This is a genomic window from Pseudomonas viridiflava (genome assembly GCF_900184295.1).
Lineage (GTDB): Bacteria > Pseudomonadota > Gammaproteobacteria > Pseudomonadales > Pseudomonadaceae > Aquipseudomonas > Aquipseudomonas viridiflava.
In genome coordinates, this window is record NZ_LT855380.1 from 4865540 (window position 1) to 4888523 (window position 22984).

The window sequence follows — 22984 nt, forward strand, 5'->3', positions numbered from 1 at the left end:
TTCAAGGGTGACGCTTATCCAGACAACGAAACCATTGACTGAACCATAGGCCACACCTGAACGGACTGGAGCTTTACTGCCCCGCTCGGGTGGTTGGCCCATTGTCGATTGGCAGCAGACTGAACGTCTTCGACCTTCAAGGTTGCAGAGTGACTCACAACAGAATCGAGAACCACTGCAAGTTATACCAGACAAGAAGATTGTACAGGTTTTAACTACGGCGTAGTCTGTACAGACAAGGTAACGAGGCCCCTATGACTGTCCCTATCGCAATCATCGGTACCGGTATCGCCGGACTTTCAGCGGCCCAGGCGCTCATTGCAGCCGGGCACGAGGTGCACCTGTTCGACAAAAGCCGCGGCAGCGGCGGTCGGATGTCCAGCAAACGCAGCGATGCAGGCTCGCTGGACATGGGTGCGCAATATTTCACCGCTCGCGATCGGCGCTTTGCGACGGCCGTCAAACAGTGGCAGGCCCAGGGCCATGTCGCCGAGTGGACACCTTCGCTCTACAACTTTCAGAACGGCAGGCTTAGCCCGTCGCCCGACGAACAGGTTCGCTGGGTTGGCAAGCCGGGCATGAGCGCCATCACCCGTGCCATGCGCGGCGATCTGCCGGTGTCGTTCTCGTGCCGCATCACCGAAGTGTTTCGCGGTGAACAGCACTGGAACCTGCTGGACGCGGAAGGCGAAAGCCATGGCCCGTTCAGCCACGTCATCATCGCAACGCCTGCCCCTCAGGCCACGCCGTTGCTGGCAGCGGCACCCAAGCTGGCCAGCGTGGTGGCCGGGGTCAAGATGGACCCGACGTGGGCCATCGCGCTGGCATTCAGCACACCGCTGCAAACGCCCATGCAAGGCTGCTTCGTACAGGACAGCCCGGTTGACTGGCTGGCACGCAACCGCAGCAAACCCGAACGCGATGACACGCTCGACACCTGGATTCTGCACGCCACCAGCAACTGGAGTCGGCAGCATCTGGACATGCCGAAGGAAGAAGTCATCGAGCAGTTGCAGGGCGCATTCGCGGAAATGATTGACTGCACGATGCCCGAACCTGTCTTTACCCTCGCCCACCGCTGGCTGTATGCGCGCCCGGCAGGCTCTCACGAATGGGGCGCGCTTTCCGATGCCGACCTTGGCATTTATGTGTGCGGCGACTGGTGCCTGTCGGGCCGGGTCGAAGGCGCATGGCTCAGTGGTCAGGAAGCCGCACGCCGATTGTTGGAACACGCGCAATGAACCAGATCAATCCACGCAAACTGCTGCTGTCGAAATGGACAGCAGCCACGCCGGTCAATCGTGAGAAGCATTTTATGGTGACCGAGCTGTTCAAGGACGAAGAAGGCACAGTGCTGGAAATCGAGCTGCAGGCGGTGCTGACCCAACGTAGCGAGCGCCTGCCGTGGCAGGTGCTGCAGGCAGCGGACGTATGGCGGATGGGCTGGAAGTAGCACTTCAAGCGTGGCTGCCGTGCTACAGCATTACGCTGGAGACGTGAAGGCCTCCTACAACCCAGTAATCACTGCCTCAACCCCCTTTTCCACCCTCTACAAACAATTTGACTTGTACAGCTATGCACCTATGATGAGTGCAAGTTGTACAGAGCATTTTGTCTGTACAAGTCTTCTGTAGAGGTTGGTGATGTCAACGGACGTAATCGAAAAGCCCAAACTCGGTATCAGTGCCTGCCTGATGGGCGCCGAGGTTCGCTTCAATGGCGGCCACAAGGAATCGCATCTGTGCACCCGTGCACTGAGCCAATACTTTGATTTCGTCCAGGCCTGCCCTGAAGTCGCGATCGGTATGGGCATCCCGCGCGAGCCTATCCGGCTGGTCGGTGATGCGGAAAATCCTCGCGCGCTGGGCACGGTCAATCGCGAACTTGACGTCACCGAGGCCTTGGCCGATTACGGCACGCAGATGGCCGAAGAGCTGGGCGACCTCTGCGGTTACATCTTCATGCAGAAATCTCCGTCGTGCGGCCTGGAGCGAGTGAAGGTTTATCGCGAGAACGGCGCGCCGGTCGACGGTGGAGGCACCGGCATCTACGCCAAGGCCTTCTGCGAACGCCACCCCAACCTGCCGGTAGAAGAAGACGGACGTCTCAACGACGCCGTGCTGCGGGAAAACTTCGTGACGCGGGTGTTCGCTTATTCGGCGTGGCAGCAGCTTCTGAAAGAAGGCGTTACGCGCCGCGCCCTGACCGAATTCCACTCGCGCTACAAATATCAATTGATGGCCAACGACCCCGTGCAATACAAGGCATTGGGCAAAATGCTTGGCAGCATGGGCCGCAGTGATCCGAAAGACATCGCCCCGCAGTATTTCAGCGACCTGATGACCGCGCTCAAGAAATGCGCGACTCGTCGCACCCACACCAACGTACTTCAGCACCTGGCTGGCTACCTCAAGCAGACCATCGGCGCCGAGGACAAACAGGAAATCCAGCAGTTGATCGGCCAGTACCATCAGGGGATCGTGCCCTTGATCGTGCCGCTGACCCTGCTCAAACACCATTTCCGCCAACACCCGGATCCGTATGTGGCGCTGCAGGTGTACATGCAGCCGCATCCGGAAAACCTCAGCCTGCGTAATGCGATTTGACTATGAATGAACTGGATAAGGATGCCCCGGACGACTGGCTGCCGATCCGCGAGGTTGCACGTCAGACCGGCGTCAATGCCGTCACTCTGCGTGCGTGGGAACGGCGTTACGGCCTGATCGTGCCGCACCGTACCGAGAAGGGTCATCGCCTGTATTCCCAGGAACACGTCCAGCGCGTGATGATGATCCTTACCTGGCTCAACCGTGGCGTGTCGGTCAGCCAGGTCAAGGCCTTGCTCGACGACGACCTGCAGGACGCGCCTGTGCCTTCGAACGACTGGGATGCGCTGCGTCAGACGCTGCTGATCGCCATTGGCGAGCTGGCCGAGCGTCGAGTCGATGATGTGTTCAACCAGGCCATGTCGCTGTACCCGCCACGCACCCTGTGCGAGCAACTGCTTATGCCGCTGCTGGCGGAGCTGGAACAGCGTTGGCAAGGCAAGTTTGGCGCTCAACTGGAGCGCACCTTCTTTTACTCCTGGCTGCGCAGCAAGTTCGGCGCACGCATCTACCACAACAATCGCCAGCTCAGCGGCAGGCCCGTGTTGCTGGTCAACCAATCCGACCTGCCGCTGGAGCCACACCTGTGGCTGACGGCATGGCTGGTCAGCAGCGCCGACTGCCCGGTCGAAGTGTTCGACTGGCCCCTGCCCGCCGGAGAGCTGGCGCTGGCGGCCGAATACCTGCAACCGCGCGGCATCGTGCTGTATTCGAGCAAATCCCTGAACGTCGCCCAGCTGCCACGCTTGCTGGCCAATATTGCCTGCCCGGTGGTGCTGGGTGGACCAACGGTGAAGATCCATAACGCCGAGTTGCTCGTAAGTGCAAACGAGGTTGTAGGTCTGACCCTCGTCGACGACCCGCTCAGTGCTCAGATCGAGCTCAACAGGCTCGGCATTATCTAAGGACTCAACATGCAACTGCTTTGGCTGCGCACTGACCTGCGCGTTCATGACAATACTGCCTTGAGCGCCGCCATGGAGCGGGGACCGACACTGGCGGTCTATCTGATCAGTCCGGCCCAATGGCAAAGCCATGACGACGCAGACTGCAAGGTCGACTTCTGGCTGCGTAATCTGGTCGAGCTGGAAAAGGCGCTCGGCAAACTCAATGTGCCGTTGCTGATTCGCGAAGCGGATACCTGGGACAAGGCGCCCGAGGTCCTGTCGAAACTGTGCAAGCAGTTCAAGATTGAAGCAGTTCACGCCAACGAGGAATACGGCATCAACGAAACCCGCCGCGACGAGGCGGTGCAGAAGACGCTGGAAGATGCCGGGGTTCATTTCCACAGCCATCTGGACCAACTGCTGTTCAAGCCCGGCAGTGTTCTGACCAAGACCGGCAATTATTTCCAGGTCTTCAGCCAGTTCAAGAAAGTCTGCTATTCGCGACTGCACGAAGCAATGCCGCGTACGGTACGCACGCCCAAGCCACAGGACTCTTTGCCGACCAAAAGCGACGCGATTCCGCAAACAGTCAAAGGCTTCTCTGCGCCATCCGAGGCACTGCGCAATTTGTGGCCTGCCGGTGAGGACGAAGCGCATCGGCGTCTGTCCGAGTTCACTGACGATCAGATCCACTATTACAAGACTGAACGTGACCTTCCGGCCCGGCCCGGCACCAGCCAGCTGTCGGCCTATCTTGCAGCGGGCGTGGTCTCGCCGCGTCAATGTCTGCACGCAGCCCTGACCAGCAATCATGGTGAATTCGAGACCGGCAGTGAAGGAAGCGTGACCTGGATCAATGAACTGCTGTGGCGTGAGTTCTATAAGCACACGCTGGTCGGCTATCCTCGTGTTTCACGCCATCGTGCGTTTCGCCCCGAAACCGAAGCCTTGCAATGGCGTAACGCGCCTGAAGAGCTGCTGGCCTGGCAAGAGGCGCGCACCGGTCTGCCGATCATTGACGCGGCCATGCGTCAATTGCTGGAGACCGGCTGGATGCATAACCGACTACGGATGGTCGTTGCGATGTTCCTCACCAAGAATCTGCTGATCGACTGGCGGGAAGGCGAGCGTTTTTTCATGCGCCACCTGATCGACGGTGACCTGGCCGCCAACAACGGTGGCTGGCAATGGAGTTCGTCCACCGGAACGGACTCTGTGCCCTACTTCCGTATTTTCAACCCGCTCTCGCAGTCGGAACGATTCGACCCTGAAGGCGTGTTCCTCAAGCGCTGGCTGCCGGAGCTGGCTGACCTTAACAAAAAGCAGGTCCATAACCCGGCCTCTGCCGGCGGCCTGTTTGGCGTCGCGAATTATCCGGCCCCCATCGTCGACCTGAGCAAAAGCCGCGCCCGAGCGCTGGCCGCATTCAAGGCCCTGCCCGGCCGCCAGTCGGCGACGGAGAAAGCGGATGACTGATTTCCTGCATCGATTCGCTGAAGGCTTCGTGGCGCTGAACAAGGACAACCTTGATCGGATCGCCGAACTGTACAGCGACGACGTCTCTTTCAGCGACCCGATGCACGACATCCATGGCCTGGCAGACATGCGGCGCTATTTCGCCGAGCTGTATGCCAACGTCAGCGACCTGCGTTTCGACTTCCATGCGTTCGACGAGGTCCGGTCCGGTGAGGGCTATCTGCTCTGGACCATGCACTACTCACATCCGCGTCTGGCCAATGGCCGCACCATCCATGTCCAGGGCTGCTCGCACCTGAAGTGGCGCGACGACAAGGTTTATCGGCACCGGGACTACTTCGACGCTGGCGCACTGCTCTATGAGCATCTGCCCGTCATGGGTCGGGTGATCAATTGGCTCAAGAAGAGGTTGGCATGAACACTCCTGTTGCTCGACGTATCTGGCTGACCGGTGCAAGCAGCGGTATCGGCCTCGCGCTGGCCATTGAACTGCTCAAGGCGGGCCATCGTGTTGCGCTGACCGCACGCACGCTGGAGCCGCTGCAGAACCTGGCCGCGCAATACCCTACTCAAGTGCTGCTGGCCACCGGCGATATCACCGACGGCCTGCAGGTCACTGCCATTGCGGACCTGATCGCTCAGGAATGGGGTGCGCTGGACACGGCGATTCTCAACGCAGGCACCTGCGAGTACATCGATGCCCGGCAATTCGAAGCCGCGATGGTCGAGCGCGTGGTGCGCACCAACCTGCTGGCCAGCAGTTTCTGTATTCAGGAAGCCTTGCCGCTGCTGCGCAAGGGGCGTCGTCCTCATCTGGTAGGCGTAGCCAGTGCCGTGACCTTTCTGGCCCTGCCACGCGCCGAAGCCTATGGCGCGTCCAAGGCCGGTCTGCGCTATCTGTTCGAAGCCCTGCGCCTGGATCTGGCCAGCGAGAATATCGACGTGACCATCGTCAGCCCGGGTTTCGTTGATACACCGCTGACCGAGAAAAACGATTTTCCGATGCCCATGCGCTGGCCGGTCGGCAAGGCAGCGAAATACATCGCCCAGAATCTGGCTCGCGAAAAACGTGCGCTGGAGATCGCCTTCCCTGCCGCATTCATTTTCAGCATGCGACTGCTGGCCATGCTGCCCGCCCGAGCCAGGTTCGCCATTGGCAAGCGCATGGCACGCTCTTCCGAACCCGGCGCGACGTCGAATAAGGACTTTCAATGAAAATCGCCGTAGTCGGCAGCGGTATTGCCGGGCTGACCAGTGCCTACCTGCTCAACCACTCGCACGATGTGACGGTGTTCGAGTCGTCCGACTGGATCGGCGGCCACACGCACACGGTCGACGTGCAGATCGACGGGCGTCATCACGCCATTGATACCGGTTTCATTGTGTTCAACGACTGGACATATCCGAACTTCATCAAGCTGCTCGGCCAGTTGGGCGTGGCGTTCAAACCCACCGAAATGAGTTTTTCGGTGCACGATCCGCGTACCGGGGTCGAGTACAACGGAAACAACCTCAACAGCCTGTTCGCCCAGCGCAGCAACCTGATGTCACCCAAGTTCTGGGGCATGCTGCGCGACATTCTGCGCTTCAATCGCCTGGCCATCGAAGACCTGGAAAACCAGCGTATTTCAGCCGACACCACGCTCGGTGACTACCTGAAGAACGGCGGTTACGGCCAGCGTTTCATCGATCACTACATCGTGCCGATGGGCGCTGCGATCTGGTCGATGTCACTGGCAGACATGCTGGGATTCCCGCTGCAGTTCTTTGTGCGCTTCTTCAAGAACCACGGCCTGCTGTCAGTGACCAACCGGCCGCAGTGGTGCGTGATCGAAGGCGGTTCGAGAAGCTACATCGAGCCGTTGACGGCCTCTTTTCGGGAGAAGATTCGTCTGTCCTGTCCGGTCACCCGAGTCGAGCGCGATCAGGACGGCGTCACGCTGCACAGCGCGATGGGCACCGAGCGCTTCGACAAGGTGATCTTCGCCTGTCACAGCGATCAGGCCCTCGCCATGCTGGCCGAGCCTTCGAGTGCAGAGCAAAGCGTTCTGGGCGCGTTGCGCTATGCCGAGAACGACGTGGTGCTGCACACCGACACCCGACTGCTGCCTGACCGCCGCCTGGCCTGGGCCAGCTGGAATTACCGGCTGGGCGGCGGCGAGCAGCAACTGGCGGCCGTCACGTACGACATGAATATTCTGCAGGGCATCGAAAACGACACCACCTTCTGCGTGAGCCTGAATCAGAATGCTGCCATCGATCCTGAAAAGGTCATCGGCCGCTATCGCTACGCTCACCCGCAATACAGCCTGCAGGCCGTTGCAGCCCAGGCTCGCTGGGAAGAAATCAACGGCGTCGATCACACCTGGTACTGCGGCGCGTATTGGGCCAACGGCTTTCATGAAGACGGCGTGGTCAGCGGTCTGCGTGTCGCCAAAGCCTTCGGGGAAGCCCTGTGAACAGCGCGCTGTACAGCGGCTGGATCTCGCATCGGCGGTTTGCGCCGCGAGCGCATGCGTTCACCTATCGCATAGGCCTGCTGTATCTGGACCTGGATGAACAGGCCAGCGTGCTCGGCTTATCGCCGCTGGCAGGGAGCAAGCGCTTTGCGCCGTTCTCGTTCCGTGAACGCGACTACCTGCCGGAACTGACAGGCCGTGGTCTGTCGCTGATCGAGGCCGTACGCGAGCGGGTCAGTACTGCGCTGGGGCGCACGCCGACCGGCTCCGTTTGCCTGCTGACTCAGGCGCGCAGCTGGGGCCTGTCGTTCAATCCGGTGAGTTTCTTCTATTGCCATGAGACTGACGGCACGCTGGCCGCCATCTTGTGTGAAGTGACCAACACCCCGTGGGGCGAGCGCTACAGCTATGTACTGCCGGCCGACGGCGATGGGCATCAGCATTTTGCCGTGGCCAAGGCGTTTCATGTTTCACCGTTTCTGCCTCGCGATCTTGAGTACCGAATGAGTTTCAGCCAGCCCGCCGAACGCATCGGCGTGCACATGGCCGACTGGCAGGGCGAACTGAAAATGTTCGACGCCACGCTCAACCTGACGCGCCAGAGCCTGAGCCGTCAAACGCTGCACCGTTACCTGATCACGTTTCCCTGGATGACCGCAAAAACCTGTCTGGCGATTTACTGGCAGGCCATGCGCCTGCTCGCCAAACGCATACCGATCTTTTCCCATCAGGCCGCCGACGGCGAGTACCGTGCTGCCGCCGCGCAACCCAAGGATTCACGCCATGAAAAGCAGTAGCAGTAGTTTTTCTGCCAATCTGGGTACCAACAGCCTGACCGCCAGCATCCTGCGTCGAGGTGTGCTTCGACAACTGGCAGGCCTGCGCAATGGTCAACTGGTCGTCATCGAAGGTGGCGAGCGCCACACATTCGGCAAGGCAGGCGCCCTGATTCAAGGTGAAGTGCACGTTCTGGATTCTGCCGCCTGGGGCATGATCGCCAGCACCGGCTCGATCGGAGCTGCTGAGGCATTCATCCACGGGTACTGGACCACGCCGGACCTGACAGCTGTGGTCAGAATCTTCGTCAGCAATCTGGATGTGCTGGATGCCATGGAAGGCGGTTTCGCCCGCCTGACGCGCCCGGTGATTCACGGCCTGCACTGGCTGAACCGCAACACGCGCAAAGGCTCGCAGAAAAACATCGCGGCCCATTACGACTTGGGTAACACGCTGTTCGAGCAGTTTCTCGACCCGACGATGATGTACTCCGCCGCCCAGTTCCTGAGCCCGGACGACACACTGGAACAGGCGCAGTTGAACAAACTGGAGCGCATCTGCCAGAAGCTGGCGCTCAAACCGACCGATCACCTGCTGGAAATCGGCACGGGCTGGGGCAGCATGGCCATCTATGCGGCGCAGCATTATGGATGCCGGGTCACGACCACGACCCTTTCCGCCGAGCAATTCGCCTACACCGAACAACGCCTGAACGAGCTGGGCCTGAAGGATCGTGTCACGCTGCTGCTGACCGACTACCGAGACCTGACCGGCGAGTACGACAAGCTGGTGTCCATCGAAATGATCGAAGCCGTGGGCCACCGCTTCCTGCCGACCTATTTCAAACAGTGCGCCAGCCTGCTCAAGAGCGACGGGCTGATGCTGCTGCAGGCGATCACCATTCGCGAGCAGCGTTACGCGCAGGCCAAGCGCAACGTGGACTTTATCCAGCGCTACATCTTTCCCGGCGGCGCCCTGCCCTCAGTAGCGAAGATGCTCGACATCGTCGGCTCCGACACCGACATGAACCTGCTGCACATGGAAGACTTCGGCCTGCACTACGCGCGCACGCTGCGTATGTGGTACGACAATTTCAGGCACGCCCACGTCAAACTGACCGAACTGGGTTATGACGAGTATTTCCTGCGGTTGTGGGAGTTCTACCTGTGCTACTGCGAGGGTGGATTTCTGGAGCGCACCATCGGCACCGCTCAACTGTTGCTGGCCAAACCCGAAGCACTGCGTGAACCGTTGCTCGGACGTTTCAATGCTTAAGACGATTGCCAACGCGGCGCTGTTCCAGGCGGGCTGGTTCGCCTGTGTGCTGGGCAGCAACAGTTACTGGCTACTGATTGCCGTCGGCGTACTGCTGATTCACTTCCTGTGGGTCAGCTCATGGGCGGCCGAAGGACGGCTGGTGCTGATGGTCACAATGGTGGGCACGGTGCTGGACAGTGTGTTGATGACGCTAGGGGTCTTCGATTTCGGCACCGGCGGTTATCTGATCCCGCTATGGCTGATTTTGTTGTGGGCCGTTCTGGGCACCACGCTCAACCATTGCCTTGCCTGGACAGCAACGCCCGTCTGGCGGGCGGCGGTTCTGGGCGCTATTGGCGGGCCGATGTCTTACTATGCCGGCTCACAACTGGCGCAGGTTCATCTTCCGCTCGGGTTCTGGCCAAGCATGACGCTGCTGGCCTTGATCTGGGCAGCTGTATTTCCCCTGCTTCAGTGGCTGGCAGCAAGCGTGCGTGCCAGACACCCGGGAGCTTCCCTCTGAACGACACCCTCATCCCGCTCGTACCTGTCATCGACGAGGAAAAAGTCACCTGCTCCACCTGCGCAGCCTGCTGCTGCCAACTGGAGGTGATGCTCATCACCGATACGGGAGTGCCCGAGCGTTACATCGATACCGATGACTGGGGCGGCGAGGTCATGCTGCGCCTGGACGACGGCTGGTGCGCGGCGCTGGATCGCAACACGATGATGTGCACGATTTATGAGAAACGACCGTTGATCTGCAGGGAATTCGAGGCGGGAGCGGAGGATTGTCTGAACGAACGCAAGGGGATTGCGACGGCGTATCTTTGATGGGGCTGCAGGTGAGACCTGCAGCTTGCCGGACGCATGCCAATGCAGCGCATTGGCACGATCAGGTTTGAATCAGAACGGCATTTTGTAGTGCAGTGCGTAGCTTTCGATACCATCGTTCGGCTGTTTGATGCCGGCGTTGGAGTAGTGAGTGGCACGGATGCCGACCTCATGACCGCCCGCGAAACGCAGACCGAAACCGACACGGTCTTCGAAGTTGAAGGCCGAGCCAAACTTGCGATCTTCAACCTGAGTGTTCGAGAAAACGGAAACGCCGATACCTGCCTCGATGTAAGGCTTCACGCTGCCGCCTGCGAACTCATAGACCAGAACGGGAGAGAACGACAGACTGTGATTGTCTTTGTAATCCTTGCCGTCCCAGTAGGTGTAGGCACCATCCCAGTAACCGGTCAGACGACCCACGTCGCTTTGCAGCCAGCTCTTGTCCCAATCGAATTGAACGCCCAGACGATAGGTCATGGTCGATTCGCCGGTCTGACCGACCGAAAACTCGACGCCATCAGCCTGCGCCATTGAAACTTGCCCCGCCAGGATGGCTGAAAAAACAGCCATGCAAAAGAATCTCTTCATGAGAAACGCCCTAAATTGTATGAAGTGTTACCAGTATTGAAATTGGGTCAGTCGCGCTTATAGAAATCGCAGGCGAAGCGTTAGTTCAGCCCCGATACGATTTTTTTCACGTTTTTTTTACAAATGGAAGCTTCTCACATTACTGGAAGTTTTCCATAGGTCGCGTAGGACTTTTCTGAATTTGTCAGGATCGTCACTGGACCAATACAACGTCTCGCGAGCAGGCCCACTGGCGAGCAGACCGTTGCCGGACAAAAGACGCTCAAGCTGACGCGCCACCGCAGCGCCGGTATCGATCAGGGCGACCGACTCGGGGAGCATTTGCTGCAGCAGTGGTTTGAGGAAGGGGTAATGCGTGCAGCCCAGAATGACAGTGTCGCAACGCTCGGCCAGCAAAGGCTCGACGTAGCGACCCAGCAACTGACGAATCTGTGGGCTTTGCAGATCACCGGTTTCAATCAGTTCGACCAGCCCCGGGCAGGGCTGCGTCACCACACGAACATCACTGGCGAACCTGTCGAGCAAGGCGGCGAAGCGGGCGCTCTGTAGCGTTCCAGTTGTTGCCAGAACGCCCACAACGCCGCTGCGAGTAGCCTCGGCCGCCGGTTTGACCGCAGGCTCCATGCCTACGATGGGCCAATCCGGGTAAAGCTGACGGATATGGGCAACGCCTGCCGCCGTGGCCGTATTGCACGCAACGACCAGCGCCTTGGCACCCTGCTCGCGAAAGAAACCGGCAATGGTCAGGCAGCGCTCGACGATGTACTCGGGGCTTTTTTCGCCATACGGAATGTGGCCGCAATCGGCCAGGTACATCAGCGATTCGTGGGGCAGCCTCTGACGAATCTCGCCCAGCACCGACAGGCCTCCGACACCGGAGTCGAACACCCCGACCGGAGCGTCGCTGCCATAGCTCATGTGAACGTCAAGCATGCTCGCCCTGCCCGCTTGCCGCACCACAGACGCTGCAACCGGGATCACGCTTGACCTTCAATTCTCGAAAACGGGTGGTCAATGCATCGATCAACAATAGGCGACCCACCATCGGTTCGCCAAAACCTGCGAGCAGCTTCAACGCTTCAAGGGCCTGCAGGCTGCCCACCAGTCCGACCAGCGGACCGATGACACCCGCCTCGCTGCACGTCAGTTCGGCCTCGCTGCCATGCCCATATAGACAGTGGTAGCAGGGACTCTCGCTGCGCCGCGGATCGAACACCGACAGCTGACCTTCGAGCCGAATGGCCGCACCGCTGACCAGCGGCTTGCCAGCCATCACGCACGCAGCATTGACTGCCTCGCGGGTCGAGAAGTTATCGGAGCAGTCCAGAACCAGATCCACGGCCTGTACCGCAGCGCTCAATGAATCGACGTTCAGCGCTTCACGATGGGCGACCAGCCGGACTTCCGGGTTGATGGCGGTCAGACGGGCGATGGCCGAATCCACCTTGGTCATGCCGACACTCTGGGTGTCATGAATGATCTGGCGTTGCAGATTGGTCAGGTCGACACTGTCGAAGTCTGCCAGGTGCAGCTCGCCGACTCCGGCAGCCGCCAGGTACAAGGCGACCGGCGAGCCCAGCCCGCCAAGGCCTACTATCAGTGCCCGACTTTTGCCGAGGCGCAATTGTCCTTCGATATCGACGTGTTGCAGCAGAATCTGCCGGCTATAGCGCAGCAGCTCCTGATCACTCAGCACGGCACGCATCCGAAGGTAATACGCTCATGTTCACCCAGATCACGGCGGGTCTGAATGCGCTCGAAGCCATGACGGATCAGCAACTCGCGCACTGCAGGACCCTGGTCATAGCCATGTTCCAGCAACAACCAGCCGCCCGGACTCAGGTGAACGGGCGCCTCGCTGATGATCGTGCGCAGATCGTCCAGACCATCGGGGCCTGAGGTCAGCGCACTGCCTGGCTCGAAACGCACATCGCCCATCGAAAGATGCGGATCGGTTTCGGCGATGTACGGCGGATTGCTGATGATCAGGTCGAACTGCCGACCTTCCAGCGCACTGAACCAGTGGCTGTTCAGAACTTCGGCGTTGTCCAGTTGCAGACGCTGGCGATTGCGCTCGGCCAGCGCCACGGCTTCAGGCACACGATCGACGGCGGTGATTTTCCACTGCTGACGGTCATTGGCCAGGGCCAGACCGATGGCGCCGGTGCCTGTTCCCAGGTCCAGCACCTGAGCGGGTGCGAACGCAGGCACCAACTCCAGTGCGGCCTCGACCAGCATTTCAGTCTCGGGTCGTGGAATCAGGGTGTGCGGCGCGACTTCGAGGTCGAGCTTCCAGAAGCCTTGCTGACCCAGAATATAGGCAACAGGCTCACCGGTACGGCGACGTTGCAGGTAACCCGCGAACGCCAGCGCCGCTTCAGTGCTGACAATGCGCTCGGGCCAGGTGTGCAGGAAGCTGCGGGGCTTGCCCAGGGCAGCGGCCAGCAACAACTCGGCGTCGAGCCGGGCGGTCGGGGAATCGGGAAGCTCAGCGCTTCTTAACAAGCTGGCGATGATGGTCATTTACTCACCCAGTGCCGCAAGTTGATCAGCCTGATATTCAGCGAGTAGCGGCTCTATCACTGCATCGACTCCACCGGCCATGACTTCATCCAGCGAATACAGGGTCAGGTTGACGCGGTGATCCGTTACTCGCCCCTGAGGGAAATTGTACGTGCGAATACGCTCCGAACGGTCACCGGAGCCCACCAGCAGCTTGCGCTCGCTGGCAATCGCATTGGCCGCGGCGCTGGTCTGCTGGTCATTGAGTTTGGCAGATAACCAGGACATCGCACGCGCTCTGTTCTTGTGCTGCGAACGCTCTTCCTGGCACTCCACGACGATACCTGACGGCAAGTGGGTGATGCGGATCGCCGAGTCGGTCTTGTTGACGTGCTGACCACCGGCACCGGAGGAACGGTAGGTGTCGACACGCAGGTCCGCCGGGTTGATCTCGATCGCCTGCTGCTCATCAGGCTCCGGCAATACAGCCACCGTGCAGGCCGACGTATGAATGCGGCCCTGGGATTCGGTTTCGGGTACACGCTGCACACGATGCGCACCGGACTCGAACTTCAGCTTGCCATAGACGTTCTCGCCTTCGACGCGGGCAATGACTTCCTTGTAGCCGCCATGTTCGCCTTCGTTCTCGGACAATACTTCCACGCGCCAGCCACGTCGTTCGGCATAACGCGAATACATGCGAAACAGGTCGCCGGAGAAAATCGCCGCCTCATCGCCGCCGGTACCGGCGCGTATTTCCAGAAACACGTTACGGCCGTCGTTAGGGTCTTTGGGCAGCAACAGGCGCTGCAACTCAGCTTCCAGTTCGACCAACTGCAGTTTGGTCTCCCGAACTTCCTCGACCGCCATTTCACGCATGTCCGGGTCACTGTCCTTGAGCAGTGCCTGAGCGCCTTCGAGATCGGCCACCAGCTTGATGCGCTGATTGTAGAGCGCGATAACAGGCTCTACCTCGGCGTATTCACGAGAGTAGGCGCGAAATTTGGTCTGATCGCTGATGACTTCTGCATCGCCCAGCAACGCAGTCAGTTCCTCGAAGCGGTCGCTGAGCACATCCAGCTTGTTGAGCAGTGAAGCTTTCATTGCGGGGTTTTATCCGTCGAGCCCTCACCGAGGGCAAAAAGTTCCTGAGCCATGGCCAGCGCATCGACGCGGCCTTCGGCAGACAGCTTCTTGAGCTGAACGCTCGGAGCGTGCAGCAATTTGTTGGTCAGACCGCGCGCCAGCTGCACCAGTACGTCTTCCGCGTTACTGCCATTGGCGAGCATGCGCTGGGCCTTGCTCAGCTCTTCGTCCCGCAGCCGCTCGCTCTGCTGGCGATAGGCGCGCAGCACATCGACTGCCGCCAACTCACGCAGGCGGGACATGAAGTCCTCGGCACCGGCACTGACCAGCTGTTCAGCGGCCAGCGCTGCGCCCTGACGACTCTTGAGATTCTCGGCGACGACTTCATGCAGGTCATCGACGCTGTACAGATAAACGTCATCCAGTTCGCCGACTTCCGGCTCGATATCGCGGGGTACGGCAATATCGACCATGAAGATCGGCTTGTGCTTGCGCAGTTTCAGCGCACTTTCAACAGCGCCCTTGCCCAGGATCGGCAGCTGACTGGCCGTCGAGCTGATGACAATGTCGCTGTTGACCAGCTCGGCCGGAATATCCGACAGCAACACCGCATGGGCACCGAACTCGGCGGCCAGAATACTCGCGCGCTCCAGCGTGCGGTTGGCGACCACGATGCGTTTGACGCCAAGGTCGTGCAAATGCCGGGCGACCAGTGTGATGGTCTCGCCCGCGCCGATCAGCAACGCCTGACTGCGCTGCAGATCGCTGAAAATCTGTTTGGCCAGACTGACGGCGGCAAACGCTACCGATACCGGGTTCTCGCCAATGGCGGTGTCCGTGCGCACCTGTTTGGCAGCGCTGAACGTGGCCTGGAACAGTCGGCCGAGCAACGGACCGACGGTACCCGCCTCGCGGGCGACAGCGTACGCCGATTTCATCTGGCCGAGAATCTGCGGCTCGCCCAATACCAGAGAATCGAGACCCGACGCCACGCGCATCATGTGCCGCACGGCCTCGTCGTCTTCGTGGACATAGGCGCTGGCGCGCAGCTCATCCAGGCTCAGATGATGATAATCGGCGAGCCAGGCCAGAATCTGATCGGCCACCAGCTCGTCATGCTCGATGTACAGCTCACTGCGATTGCAGGTCGAAAGGATCGCCGCTTCACGGCTATGCGTCAGGCGACACAGCTGCTGCAGGGCCTCAACCAACTGTTCGGGCGTAAATGCCACGCGCTCGCGAACGTCGACCGAGGCGGTCTTATGGTTGATACCAAGTGCAAGGAAGGCCATTCAGGGTCGCTGGTTGTGACGTGAAGCCGGCAATTGTCCTACTTCAATAAGCTCAGAACAACCACCGCATATTATTGTCCCACTAGAATCGCTCGTCGCAGGCCGCCTGTGCGGGCCTGCAGCACCGCTAAAATAAGCATTGCAGTACTTTTTCCGACGGCTGTGGGTTTGCCAACAGCCTTGTGTCATGATGATCCAAACCGCAGGTAAGCCGCCCTTCTTATATATGAATAGATTCTCCGCGTTGTTCCTTGCCCTGGCCTTTCTAGGCGGCTGTCAGTCCATGACCCCCGTTGCGTCGCAGCCCGATACTGCGCAGAAAGACACCCCGCCCGCGCCTGAAACCAAGCCGCAGGTTTATGGTTCGTTCACTCAGGAGACCCTTGTCAGCCTGCTGAGCGCGGAGCTGGCTGGCCAACGCAACCGCTTCGACATCGCGCTGGACAACTACGTGACCCAGGCGATCAAGACTCAGGATCCGGGCGTTTCCGAACGTGCCTATCGCATCGCCGAATACATGGGTGCCGACCAGTCGGCCCTGGAAACCGCGCTGATCTGGGCCAGAAACGACCCGAAGAACCTCGAGGCGCAACGGGCCGCCGCCATTCAGCTGGCGCGCTCCGGCCGCTACGACGACTCCATGGCTTACATGGAGAAGGTGCTGCAGGGTCAGGGCGACACGCATTTCGACTTTCTGGCATTGTCCGCTGCAGAAACCGATTCGGATACGCGCAACGGTCTGCTCAAGAGCTTTGACCGATTGCTGGGCAAATACCCGAATAACGGTCAACTGATCTTCGGCAAGGCCTTGTTGCTCCAGCAGAACGGCGACTCCGATCAGTCGCTCAAGCTGTTGGAAGACAATCCCCCCAAGGAAGGCGAAGTAGCGCCCATCCTGCTCCGCACCCGCCTGCTGCAAAGTATGGGACGCGGTAAGGAAGCATTGCCGATCCTTGAAAAAAGCATCAAGAAATACCCCGAAGACAAACGTCTGCGCCTGACCTATGCCCGCATGCTGGTGGAACAGAACCGCATGAATGATGCAAAGGTGCAGTTCTCCAGCCTTTTGCAGCAGTATCCGGAAGACGATGACCTGCGCTTTTCGCTGGCACTGGTCTGTCTGGAAGCCAAGGCCTGGGATGAGGCGGCTGGTTATCTGGAAGAACTCATCGCTCGCGGTGCCCACGTCGACTCGGCGCACCTGAATCTGGGCCGCATTCATGAAGAGCGTGATGACCCGCAAAGCGCGCTGGATGAATACGCCCAGGTCGGTCCCGGCACTGATTTCCTGACGGCACAGTTGCGCCAGAGCGACATCCTGATCGGCAATGGCAACGCCGCAGAAGCCTCCAAGCGCCTGGCCGAGGCTCGCGACTCCCAACCGGAATACGCCATACAGCTTTATCTGATCGAAGCCGAAACCCTGACCAGCAACGACCATGCCGACCGCGGCTGGCAGGTACTGAGTCAGGCGCTCAAGCAATACCCGGACGACATCAATCTGCTGTACACCCGGGCGATGCTCGCCGAAAAGCGCAATGACCTGGCGCAGATGGAAAAGGATCTGCGCTCGATTATCAAGCGCGAGCCTGAAAACGCCATGGCCCTCAATGCACTGGGCTATACGCTTTCAGACCGCACCACGCGCTATGCCGAGGCACGAGCACTGATCGAAAAGGCTCACTCGATAAACCCCGACGATCCGGCCGTTCTCGACAGCCTTGGCTGGGTCAATTATCGAATGGGCAATCTGGACGAGGCCGAACGCCTGCTGCGCAAGGCCCTCGAACGCTTTCCCGACCACGAAGTTGCCGCTCACCTGGGTGAAGTGCTCTGGGCCAAAGGCCAACAGAGCGAAGCCCGAAAAGTCTGGGCCAAAGCCCTGGAACAGCAACCCGACAGCCCTATTCTGCGCAGCACCCTGCGGCGCTTGACCGGATCAGAGACCCTTTGACGTTATGTTTTTGCGCCACGTAGTTGTATTCAGCCTCATCGCCCTGCTTGCCGGCTGTGCCGGCCTCACGTCCCGCGAATCGGTTCAGGGCAAGGGCGATCCCGCGCAATGGCGCGAACACAAACAGCAACTGAGCAGCCTCGACGGCTGGCAGATCAACGGCAAGGTCGGTATTCGCGCGCCGAAAGACTCCGGCAGCGGCACTCTGTTCTGGCTGCAGCGTCAGGATTACTACGACATCCGTCTCTCCGGTCCGCTGGGACGCGGTGCGGCGCGCCTGACCGGCAGACCCGGCGCAGTCGCGCTCGAGGTGGCCAATCAGGGTCGCTACGAAGCAAAGACCCCTGAAGAACTTCTGCAGGACCAGCTCGGCTGGAGACTCCCGGTTTCTCACCTTGTGTGGTGGGTACGCGGCCTTCCCGCACCGGACAGCAAAAGCCAGGTCACCCTGGACGGCGACAGTCGTCTGGCGATCCTTGATCAGGACGGCTGGCAGGTCGAGTACCTGAGTTACGTCGAACAGAACGGCTACTGGCTGCCCGAGCGCGTGAAACTGCACGGCCAGGACCTCGACGTCACGCTGGTCATCAAGGACTGGCAGCCTCGCAAACTGGGGCAGTGAACATGAACACACCACAACTGGTTCTGCCCGCCCCGGCAAAACTGAACCTGATGCTGCATATTCTGGGACGCCGCCCTGACGGCTATCATGAGTTGCAGACGATCTTTCAGTTTCTCGATCACGGCGACGAACTGGGCTTCGCCATTCGCGAAGACGGCGAGATTTGCCTGCAGACCGATGTGCCGGGCGTTCCACACAACAGCAATCTGATCGTAAAGGCGGCCCGGGCACTTCAGAAACAGTCGGGCTGCAAGCTCGGCATGGATATCTGGCTGGAAAAGCGCCTGCCCATGGGTGGCGGTATCGGTGGCGGCAGCTCTGACGCCGCGACCACCCTGCTGGGTCTTAACCACTTGTGGAATCTTGGCTGGGATGAAGATCGTCTCGCCGCGCTGGGCCTGACGCTCGGTGCCGATGTACCGGTTTTCGTCCGTGGCCACGCGGCGTTTGCAGAAGGCGTCGGAGAAATTCTGACCCCCGTAAACCCCGAAGAACCTTGGTATTTGGTGCTTGTTCCGCAAGTCGCTGTAAGTACAGCAGAAATTTTTTCAGATCCGTTGTTGACACGCGACTCGCCGCCCATTAAAGTGCGCCCCGTTCCCAAGGGAAACAGTCGAAATGACTGTAAAGCGGTTGTAGAGAGGCGTTATCCAGAAGTACGTAACGCTTTGAATTTGTTAGGTAATTTTACCGAAGCAAAATTAACCGGAACTGGAAGTTGTGTGTTTGGGGCCTTCCCAAACAAAGCTGAAGCTGATAAAGTCTCGGCCCTTCTTACAGAGACCCTTACAGGGTTTGTCGCGAAAGGAAGTAACATTTCGATGTTGCATCGCAAGCTTCAAGATCTGTAGCAGGAATTGAGTGCCAGGCACTCGATTGATTCAATACAGGGGCGTCGCCAAGCGGTAAGGCAGCAGGTTTTGATCCTGCCATGCGTTGGTTCGAATCCAGCCGCCCCTGCCATTTTCCATACTCATCCAGGTTACCCTCAGCCTCTAGGTACTGCGCGTGTCCAAGATGATGGTCTTTACGGGGAATGCTAACCCCGATCTCGCTCGGCGTGTAGTACGTCAGCTGCATATCCCACTGGGTGATGTTTCTGTTGGTAAGTTCTCCGACGGCGAAATCAGCACTGAGATTAATGAAAACGTCCGCGGTAAAGACGTCTTCATCATTCAGCCGACCTGCGCTCCGACAAATGACAACCTGATGGAACTCGTCGTGATGGCTGATGCCTTCCGCCGCTCCTCAGCGTCCCGAATCACTGCTGTGATTCCCTACTTTGGTTATGCCCGTCAGGACCGCCGTCCGCGTTCCGCACGTGTGGCTATCAGCGCGAAAGTCGTTGCCGATATGCTGACCGTGGTGGGTATCGATCGTGTTCTCACGGTTGATCTTCATGCTGACCAGATCCAGGGCTTCTTCGATATTCCGGTAGATAACATCTACGGCTCCCCCGTTCTGGTGGATGACATCGAAGACCAGCGCTTTGAAAACCTGATGATCGTTTCCCCGGATATCGGCGGCGTCGTGCGTGCACGAGCAGTGGCCAAATCCCTGGGCGTGGATCTCGGGATCATCGACAAACGCCGTGAGAAAGCCAATCACTCCGAAGTGATGCATATCATCGGTGATGTCGAAGGGCGTACCTGTATTCTGGTCGATGACATGGTCGACACCGCCGGCACCCTGTGCCACGCGGCCAAGGCCCTGAAAGAGCATGGCGCTGCCAAGGTCTTTGCCTACTGCACACATCCTGTGCTGTCGGGTCGGGCGATCGAAAACATTGAAAATTCCGTGCTGGACGAACTGGTGGTGACGAACACCATCCCGTTGTCCGCTGCAGCACAAGCCTGTAGCCGTATCCGCCAACTGGATATTGCACCGGTAGTCGCCGAAGCGGTTCGCCGCATCAGCAACGAAGAATCGATCAGCGCGATGTTCCGCTAAGGGTTCTCCCTAAGCCTGCATTTCGTCGACGAAAAGCGCCCCGCCCTGGCATTCGGTCAGGGCGGGGCTTTTTTGCCCATATCGCTCTGGCGCTGGTCGCAAACGCCATTGTGAATGTGGTTATTTTGGAGAAACAACATGAACGATTTTACTCTGAATGCTGAACAGCGTTCCGACCTGGGGAAAGGTGCGAGCCGCCGCCTGCGTCGTCTCGCTAGCCTGGTTCCAGCTGTTGTCTACGGTGGCGACAAAGCCCCTGAGTCCATCAGCATGCTGGCCAAGGAAGTTGCAAAACTGCTCGAAAACGAAGCTGCTTTCAGCCACGTTATCGAACTGAACGTTGCTGGTAAGAAGCAAAACGTTCTGATCAAGGCCCTGCAGCGTCACCCGGCCAAAGGCCACGTGATGCACGCTGACTTCGTGCGCGTTATCGCTGGTCAGAAACTGACCGCTATCGTGCCGATCCACTTCATCAATGAAGAAGCTCCGGTCAAGAAAGGCGGCGAGATCTCGCACACTACCACTGAACTGGAAGTGACCTGCCTGCCGAAAGACCTGCCTGAGTTCATCGAAGTTGACCTGGGCGCGCTGGAAGTGGGTGACAACGTTCACCTGTCCGAACTGAAAGCCCCTAAAGGCGTTGAGTTCGTCGCTTTGGCACACGGTACCGACCTGGCAATCGCCAACGTCCACGCACCGCGTATCGTCAAAGACGAAGACGAAGGCGAAGCAGAAGAAGGCGCTGCAGAGTAATTTCATTACTGTGCAGAGTCGGAGTTGCTCAGGAAACATCGCGAGCGATAGCAGGCAAAGCGGGCGGAATCGCGGAGTTTACATCATGGTAAATGAGCACTTTTCGTCCACGTTGCCGCTGTCGTCAGCGGCTTGACCACAACTCCAAAGGAAGGGCCCCTGTCGTGACCGCCATAAAACTGATCGTTGGCCTGGGAAATCCAGGCGCTGAATACGAACAGACCCGGCATAACGCAGGGGCTCTTTTCGTTGAGCGTATTGCTGCGGCGCAACGAGTCAACCTCGTTCCCGAGCGCAAATTCTTTGGCCTGACCGGACGCTTCTCGCATCAGGGTCAGGATGTTCGTCTGTTGATCCCCACCACGTACATGAACCGCAGCGGCCAGGCCGTGGCGGCACTCGCCGGTTTCTATCGCATTCCGGTCGACTCGATTCTGGTGGCGCACGACGAACTCGATCTGCCTCCGGGCGTTGCCAAACTCAAAGTGGGCGGCGGCCATGGCGGTCATAACGGACTGCGCGACATCATCGCGCAGCTCGGTAATCAGAACACTTTTCATCGCTTGCGGCTTGGCATCGGCCACCCGGGCGATGCCAGCAAGGTGTCGGGCTTTGTTCTGGGTCGAGCGCCGCGCGCCGAACAGGAAAAGCTGGACGCCAGTATCGACTTTGCCCTCGGCGTGCTGCCGGATATCTTCGCCGGTGAATGGAACCGGGCGATGAAAAACCTGCACAGCCAGAAGGCCTGACATCACTCGAGGGGAAACACCATGGGATTCAATTGCGGCATCGTCGGCCTGCCTAACGTCGGCAAGTCCACCCTGTTCAACGCCCTGACCAAATCCGGTATTGCGGCCGAGAACTTCCCCTTCTGCACCATCGAGCCGAACAGCGGCATCGTGCCGATGCCGGATCCACGCCTTGCCGCGCTGGCCGCGATCGTGAACCCGAAGCGCATCCTGCCGACCACCATGGAATTCGTCGACATCGCGGGCCTCGTTGCCGGCGCCTCGAAAGGTGAAGGCCTGGGCAACAAGTTTCTGGCCAACATTCGCGAAACCGACGCCATCGCTCACGTGGTGCGCTGCTTCGAAGACGAGAACGTGATTCACGTCTCCAACAGTGTCGACCCCAAGCGCGATATCGAGATCATCGACCTCGAACTGATCTTCGCTGACCTCGACAGCTGTGAAAAGCAACTGCAGAAAGTCACTCGCAACGCCAAGGGCGGCGACAAGGACGCAGTGGTCCAGAAGGGCCTGCTCGAGCAATTGATCAGCCACTTCACCGAAGGCAAGCCGGCACGCAGCCTGATGAAGTCCATGAGCAATGACGAGAAAGCCGTCATTCGTGGCTTCCACCTGCTGACCACCAAGCCGGTCATGTACATTGCCAACGTCGCGGAAGACGGTTTCGAGAACAACCCGCTGTTGGACGTGGTTCGCGCCATCGCCGAAGAAGAAGGCGCGATGCTGGTGCCGGTCTGCAACAAGATCGAAGCGGAAATCGCCGAGCTGGATGACGGCGAAGAGAAAGACATGTTCCTCGAAGCCCTGGGCCTTGAAGAACCCGGCCTGAACCGCGTGATCCGCGCAGGCTACGAAATGCTCAACCTGCAGACCTACTTCACCGCCGGTGTAGAAGAAGTCCGCGCCTGGACCGTCCGCGTCGGTGCAACCGCACCTCAGGCCGCAGGCGTCATCCACACCGATTTCGAAAAAGGCTTCATCCGCGCCGAATGCGTCGCCTACGACGACTTCATCCAGTACAAGGGTGAAGGCGGCGCAAAGGAAGCGGGTAAATGGCGCCTGGAAGGCAAGGACTACATCGTCAAGGACGGTGACGTGCTGCACTTCCGTTTCAACGTGTAACCAAACAGGGTCATTCGAAGACTCTGCTCCCTCATTCGAGTGATTACTGCAAAGCCCCTTAACCGGG

At 59.3% G+C, this 22984-nt stretch carries 25 protein-coding genes and 1 tRNA gene; 20 read left to right on the plus strand and 6 right to left on the minus strand.

The genetic code is table 11. The annotated features are described in order from the left end of the window. Positions 1 to 254 precede the first annotated feature (254 nt). The 12 genes from CFBP1590_RS21895 (at position 255) to CFBP1590_RS21950 (ending at position 10296) form a co-directional block, all read left to right on the plus strand. Complete coding sequence (locus CFBP1590_RS21895; RefSeq protein WP_088235904.1) at positions 255 to 1241, plus strand: NAD(P)/FAD-dependent oxidoreductase; 987 nt, start codon at positions 255 to 257, stop codon at positions 1239 to 1241. Continuing rightward, the gene (locus tag CFBP1590_RS21900; RefSeq protein ID WP_004879770.1) at positions 1238 to 1453 is read left to right on the plus strand and encodes a TIGR02450 family Trp-rich protein; all 216 of its coding nucleotides are present in this window, start codon (positions 1238 to 1240) and stop codon (positions 1451 to 1453) included. Before CFBP1590_RS21895 ends, CFBP1590_RS21900 begins: the two co-directional genes overlap by 4 nt. A gap of 190 nt (positions 1454 to 1643) precedes the next feature. Next, complete coding sequence (locus CFBP1590_RS21905; RefSeq protein WP_058430996.1) at positions 1644 to 2606, plus strand: YbgA family protein; 963 nt, start codon at positions 1644 to 1646, stop codon at positions 2604 to 2606. A 2-nt stretch (positions 2607 to 2608) separates the two neighbouring features. Beyond that, on the plus strand, positions 2609 to 3511 hold the full coding sequence (locus tag CFBP1590_RS21910; RefSeq protein ID WP_058430995.1) for a MerR family transcriptional regulator: 903 nt from the start codon (positions 2609 to 2611) through the stop codon (positions 3509 to 3511). A 9-nt stretch (positions 3512 to 3520) separates the two neighbouring features. Then, entirely contained in the window at positions 3521 to 4969 is a 1449-nt protein-coding gene (gene phrB, locus CFBP1590_RS21915) for a deoxyribodipyrimidine photo-lyase (RefSeq protein ID WP_088235905.1), read from the plus strand. After that, complete coding sequence (locus CFBP1590_RS21920) at positions 4962 to 5387, plus strand: nuclear transport factor 2 family protein (protein WP_069145138.1); 426 nt, start codon at positions 4962 to 4964, stop codon at positions 5385 to 5387. The genes phrB and CFBP1590_RS21920 overlap by 8 nt, the downstream gene beginning before the upstream one ends. Next, on the plus strand, positions 5384 to 6184 hold the full coding sequence (locus CFBP1590_RS21925) for an SDR family NAD(P)-dependent oxidoreductase (protein WP_088235906.1): 801 nt from the start codon (positions 5384 to 5386) through the stop codon (positions 6182 to 6184). Before CFBP1590_RS21920 ends, CFBP1590_RS21925 begins: the two co-directional genes overlap by 4 nt. Further along, a complete protein-coding gene (locus CFBP1590_RS21930) occupies positions 6181 to 7428 on the plus strand; it encodes an NAD(P)/FAD-dependent oxidoreductase (RefSeq protein WP_088235907.1) in 1248 nt (415 codons plus the stop codon). Before CFBP1590_RS21925 ends, CFBP1590_RS21930 begins: the two co-directional genes overlap by 4 nt. Continuing rightward, positions 7425 to 8225, plus strand: a complete 801-nt coding sequence (locus tag CFBP1590_RS21935; RefSeq protein WP_088235908.1) for a DUF1365 domain-containing protein — start codon at positions 7425 to 7427, stop codon at positions 8223 to 8225. Before CFBP1590_RS21930 ends, CFBP1590_RS21935 begins: the two co-directional genes overlap by 4 nt. Then, positions 8212 to 9480: an SAM-dependent methyltransferase gene (locus CFBP1590_RS21940; protein WP_025993215.1), complete on the plus strand. Its 1269-nt coding sequence runs from the start codon at positions 8212 to 8214 to the stop codon at positions 9478 to 9480. The genes CFBP1590_RS21935 and CFBP1590_RS21940 overlap by 14 nt, the downstream gene beginning before the upstream one ends. Further along, complete coding sequence (locus CFBP1590_RS21945; RefSeq protein WP_088235909.1) at positions 9473 to 9985, plus strand: DUF2878 domain-containing protein; 513 nt, start codon at positions 9473 to 9475, stop codon at positions 9983 to 9985. The genes CFBP1590_RS21940 and CFBP1590_RS21945 overlap by 8 nt, the downstream gene beginning before the upstream one ends. Beyond that, entirely contained in the window at positions 9982 to 10296 is a 315-nt protein-coding gene (locus CFBP1590_RS21950; RefSeq protein WP_244998717.1) for a YkgJ family cysteine cluster protein, read from the plus strand. Before CFBP1590_RS21945 ends, CFBP1590_RS21950 begins: the two co-directional genes overlap by 4 nt. 72 nt (positions 10297 to 10368) lie before the next feature. On the opposite strand, the gene CFBP1590_RS21955 is transcribed toward CFBP1590_RS21950, so the two are convergent. The 6 genes from CFBP1590_RS21955 to hemA all read right to left on the minus strand — a co-directional run bounded on the left by CFBP1590_RS21955 (position 10369) and on the right by hemA (position 15767). Beyond that, positions 10369 to 10887, minus strand: a complete 519-nt coding sequence (locus CFBP1590_RS21955) for an acyloxyacyl hydrolase (RefSeq protein WP_004879792.1) — start codon at positions 10885 to 10887, stop codon at positions 10369 to 10371. Positions 10888 to 11004: 117 nt separating this feature from the next. Next, the gene (murI, locus tag CFBP1590_RS21960; RefSeq protein WP_088235910.1) at positions 11005 to 11820 is read right to left on the minus strand and encodes a glutamate racemase; all 816 of its coding nucleotides are present in this window, start codon (positions 11818 to 11820) and stop codon (positions 11005 to 11007) included. Beyond that, complete coding sequence (locus tag CFBP1590_RS21965) at positions 11813 to 12583, minus strand: molybdopterin-synthase adenylyltransferase MoeB (RefSeq protein WP_167383101.1); 771 nt, start codon at positions 12581 to 12583, stop codon at positions 11813 to 11815. Before CFBP1590_RS21965 ends, murI begins: the two co-directional genes overlap by 8 nt. Then, positions 12577 to 13410, minus strand: a complete 834-nt coding sequence (prmC, locus tag CFBP1590_RS21970) for a peptide chain release factor N(5)-glutamine methyltransferase (protein WP_088235912.1) — start codon at positions 13408 to 13410, stop codon at positions 12577 to 12579. Before prmC ends, CFBP1590_RS21965 begins: the two co-directional genes overlap by 7 nt. Then, entirely contained in the window at positions 13411 to 14493 is a 1083-nt protein-coding gene (gene prfA / locus CFBP1590_RS21975; protein ID WP_004879800.1) for a peptide chain release factor 1, read from the minus strand. Then, a complete protein-coding gene (hemA, locus tag CFBP1590_RS21980) occupies positions 14490 to 15767 on the minus strand; it encodes a glutamyl-tRNA reductase (protein ID WP_004879802.1) in 1278 nt (425 codons plus the stop codon). Before hemA ends, prfA begins: the two co-directional genes overlap by 4 nt. Before the next feature lie 226 nt (positions 15768 to 15993). Here hemA and CFBP1590_RS21985 point away from each other — a divergent pair, with 226 nt between their 5' ends. From CFBP1590_RS21985 to ychF, 8 genes are all read left to right on the plus strand, one after another. Then, the gene (locus tag CFBP1590_RS21985) at positions 15994 to 17721 is read left to right on the plus strand and encodes a tetratricopeptide repeat protein (protein ID WP_088235913.1); all 1728 of its coding nucleotides are present in this window, start codon (positions 15994 to 15996) and stop codon (positions 17719 to 17721) included. A gap of 4 nt (positions 17722 to 17725) precedes the next feature. After that, a complete protein-coding gene (gene lolB / locus CFBP1590_RS21990) occupies positions 17726 to 18343 on the plus strand; it encodes a lipoprotein insertase outer membrane protein LolB (RefSeq protein WP_088235914.1) in 618 nt (205 codons plus the stop codon). A 2-nt stretch (positions 18344 to 18345) separates the two neighbouring features. Then, positions 18346 to 19194, plus strand: a complete 849-nt coding sequence (gene ispE, locus CFBP1590_RS21995; RefSeq protein WP_058430986.1) for a 4-(cytidine 5'-diphospho)-2-C-methyl-D-erythritol kinase — start codon at positions 18346 to 18348, stop codon at positions 19192 to 19194. Positions 19195 to 19231: 37 nt separating this feature from the next. Beyond that, a tRNA-Gln gene (locus CFBP1590_RS22000) sits at positions 19232 to 19306 on the plus strand. A gap of 45 nt (positions 19307 to 19351) precedes the next feature. Then, the gene (locus CFBP1590_RS22005; protein ID WP_002552145.1) at positions 19352 to 20293 is read left to right on the plus strand and encodes a ribose-phosphate pyrophosphokinase; all 942 of its coding nucleotides are present in this window, start codon (positions 19352 to 19354) and stop codon (positions 20291 to 20293) included. A 138-nt stretch (positions 20294 to 20431) separates the two neighbouring features. After that, positions 20432 to 21046 (plus strand): 50S ribosomal protein L25/general stress protein Ctc, encoded by a 615-nt coding sequence (locus CFBP1590_RS22010; protein WP_004879810.1) that lies wholly within the window; start codon positions 20432 to 20434, stop codon positions 21044 to 21046. Positions 21047 to 21210: 164 nt separating this feature from the next. Beyond that, positions 21211 to 21795 carry an aminoacyl-tRNA hydrolase gene (gene pth / locus CFBP1590_RS22015; RefSeq protein ID WP_088235915.1) on the plus strand — a complete coding sequence of 195 codons (585 nt, stop codon included), beginning with the start codon at positions 21211 to 21213 and terminating at the stop codon, positions 21793 to 21795. A 21-nt stretch (positions 21796 to 21816) separates the two neighbouring features. Then, positions 21817 to 22917: a redox-regulated ATPase YchF gene (gene ychF, locus CFBP1590_RS22020; RefSeq protein ID WP_088235916.1), complete on the plus strand. Its 1101-nt coding sequence runs from the start codon at positions 21817 to 21819 to the stop codon at positions 22915 to 22917. Positions 22918 to 22984 lie beyond the last annotated feature (67 nt).

Excerpts from the sequence above, each read along its gene's own strand:
- CFBP1590_RS21895 (WP_088235904.1), top strand. The coding sequence starts at position 255 with ATGACTGTCCCTATCGCAATCATCGGTACCGGTATCGCCGGACTTTCA.
- CFBP1590_RS21900 (WP_004879770.1), top strand. The coding sequence starts at position 1,238 with ATGAACCAGATCAATCCACGCAAACTGCTGCTGTCGAAATGGACAGCA.
- CFBP1590_RS21905 (WP_058430996.1), top strand. The coding sequence starts at position 1,644 with ATGTCAACGGACGTAATCGAAAAGCCCAAACTCGGTATCAGTGCCTGC.
- CFBP1590_RS21910 (WP_058430995.1), top strand. The coding sequence starts at position 2,609 with ATGAATGAACTGGATAAGGATGCCCCGGACGACTGGCTGCCGATCCGC.
- phrB (WP_088235905.1), top strand. The coding sequence starts at position 3,521 with ATGCAACTGCTTTGGCTGCGCACTGACCTGCGCGTTCATGACAATACT.
- CFBP1590_RS21920 (WP_069145138.1), top strand. The coding sequence starts at position 4,962 with ATGACTGATTTCCTGCATCGATTCGCTGAAGGCTTCGTGGCGCTGAAC.
- CFBP1590_RS21925 (WP_088235906.1), top strand. The coding sequence starts at position 5,384 with ATGAACACTCCTGTTGCTCGACGTATCTGGCTGACCGGTGCAAGCAGC.
- CFBP1590_RS21930 (WP_088235907.1), top strand. The coding sequence starts at position 6,181 with ATGAAAATCGCCGTAGTCGGCAGCGGTATTGCCGGGCTGACCAGTGCC.
- CFBP1590_RS21940 (WP_025993215.1), top strand. The coding sequence starts at position 8,212 with ATGAAAAGCAGTAGCAGTAGTTTTTCTGCCAATCTGGGTACCAACAGC.
- CFBP1590_RS21945 (WP_088235909.1), top strand. The coding sequence starts at position 9,473 with ATGCTTAAGACGATTGCCAACGCGGCGCTGTTCCAGGCGGGCTGGTTC.
- CFBP1590_RS21955 (WP_004879792.1), bottom strand. The coding sequence starts at position 10,887 with ATGAAGAGATTCTTTTGCATGGCTGTTTTTTCAGCCATCCTGGCGGGG.
- murI (WP_088235910.1), bottom strand. The coding sequence starts at position 11,820 with ATGCTTGACGTTCACATGAGCTATGGCAGCGACGCTCCGGTCGGGGTG.
- prmC (WP_088235912.1), bottom strand. The coding sequence starts at position 13,410 with ATGACCATCATCGCCAGCTTGTTAAGAAGCGCTGAGCTTCCCGATTCC.
- prfA (WP_004879800.1), bottom strand. The coding sequence starts at position 14,493 with ATGAAAGCTTCACTGCTCAACAAGCTGGATGTGCTCAGCGACCGCTTC.
- hemA (WP_004879802.1), bottom strand. The coding sequence starts at position 15,767 with ATGGCCTTCCTTGCACTTGGTATCAACCATAAGACCGCCTCGGTCGAC.
- CFBP1590_RS21985 (WP_088235913.1), top strand. The coding sequence starts at position 15,994 with ATGAATAGATTCTCCGCGTTGTTCCTTGCCCTGGCCTTTCTAGGCGGC.
- lolB (WP_088235914.1), top strand. The coding sequence starts at position 17,726 with ATGTTTTTGCGCCACGTAGTTGTATTCAGCCTCATCGCCCTGCTTGCC.
- ispE (WP_058430986.1), top strand. The coding sequence starts at position 18,346 with ATGAACACACCACAACTGGTTCTGCCCGCCCCGGCAAAACTGAACCTG.
- CFBP1590_RS22010 (WP_004879810.1), top strand. The coding sequence starts at position 20,432 with ATGAACGATTTTACTCTGAATGCTGAACAGCGTTCCGACCTGGGGAAA.
- ychF (WP_088235916.1), top strand. The coding sequence starts at position 21,817 with ATGGGATTCAATTGCGGCATCGTCGGCCTGCCTAACGTCGGCAAGTCC.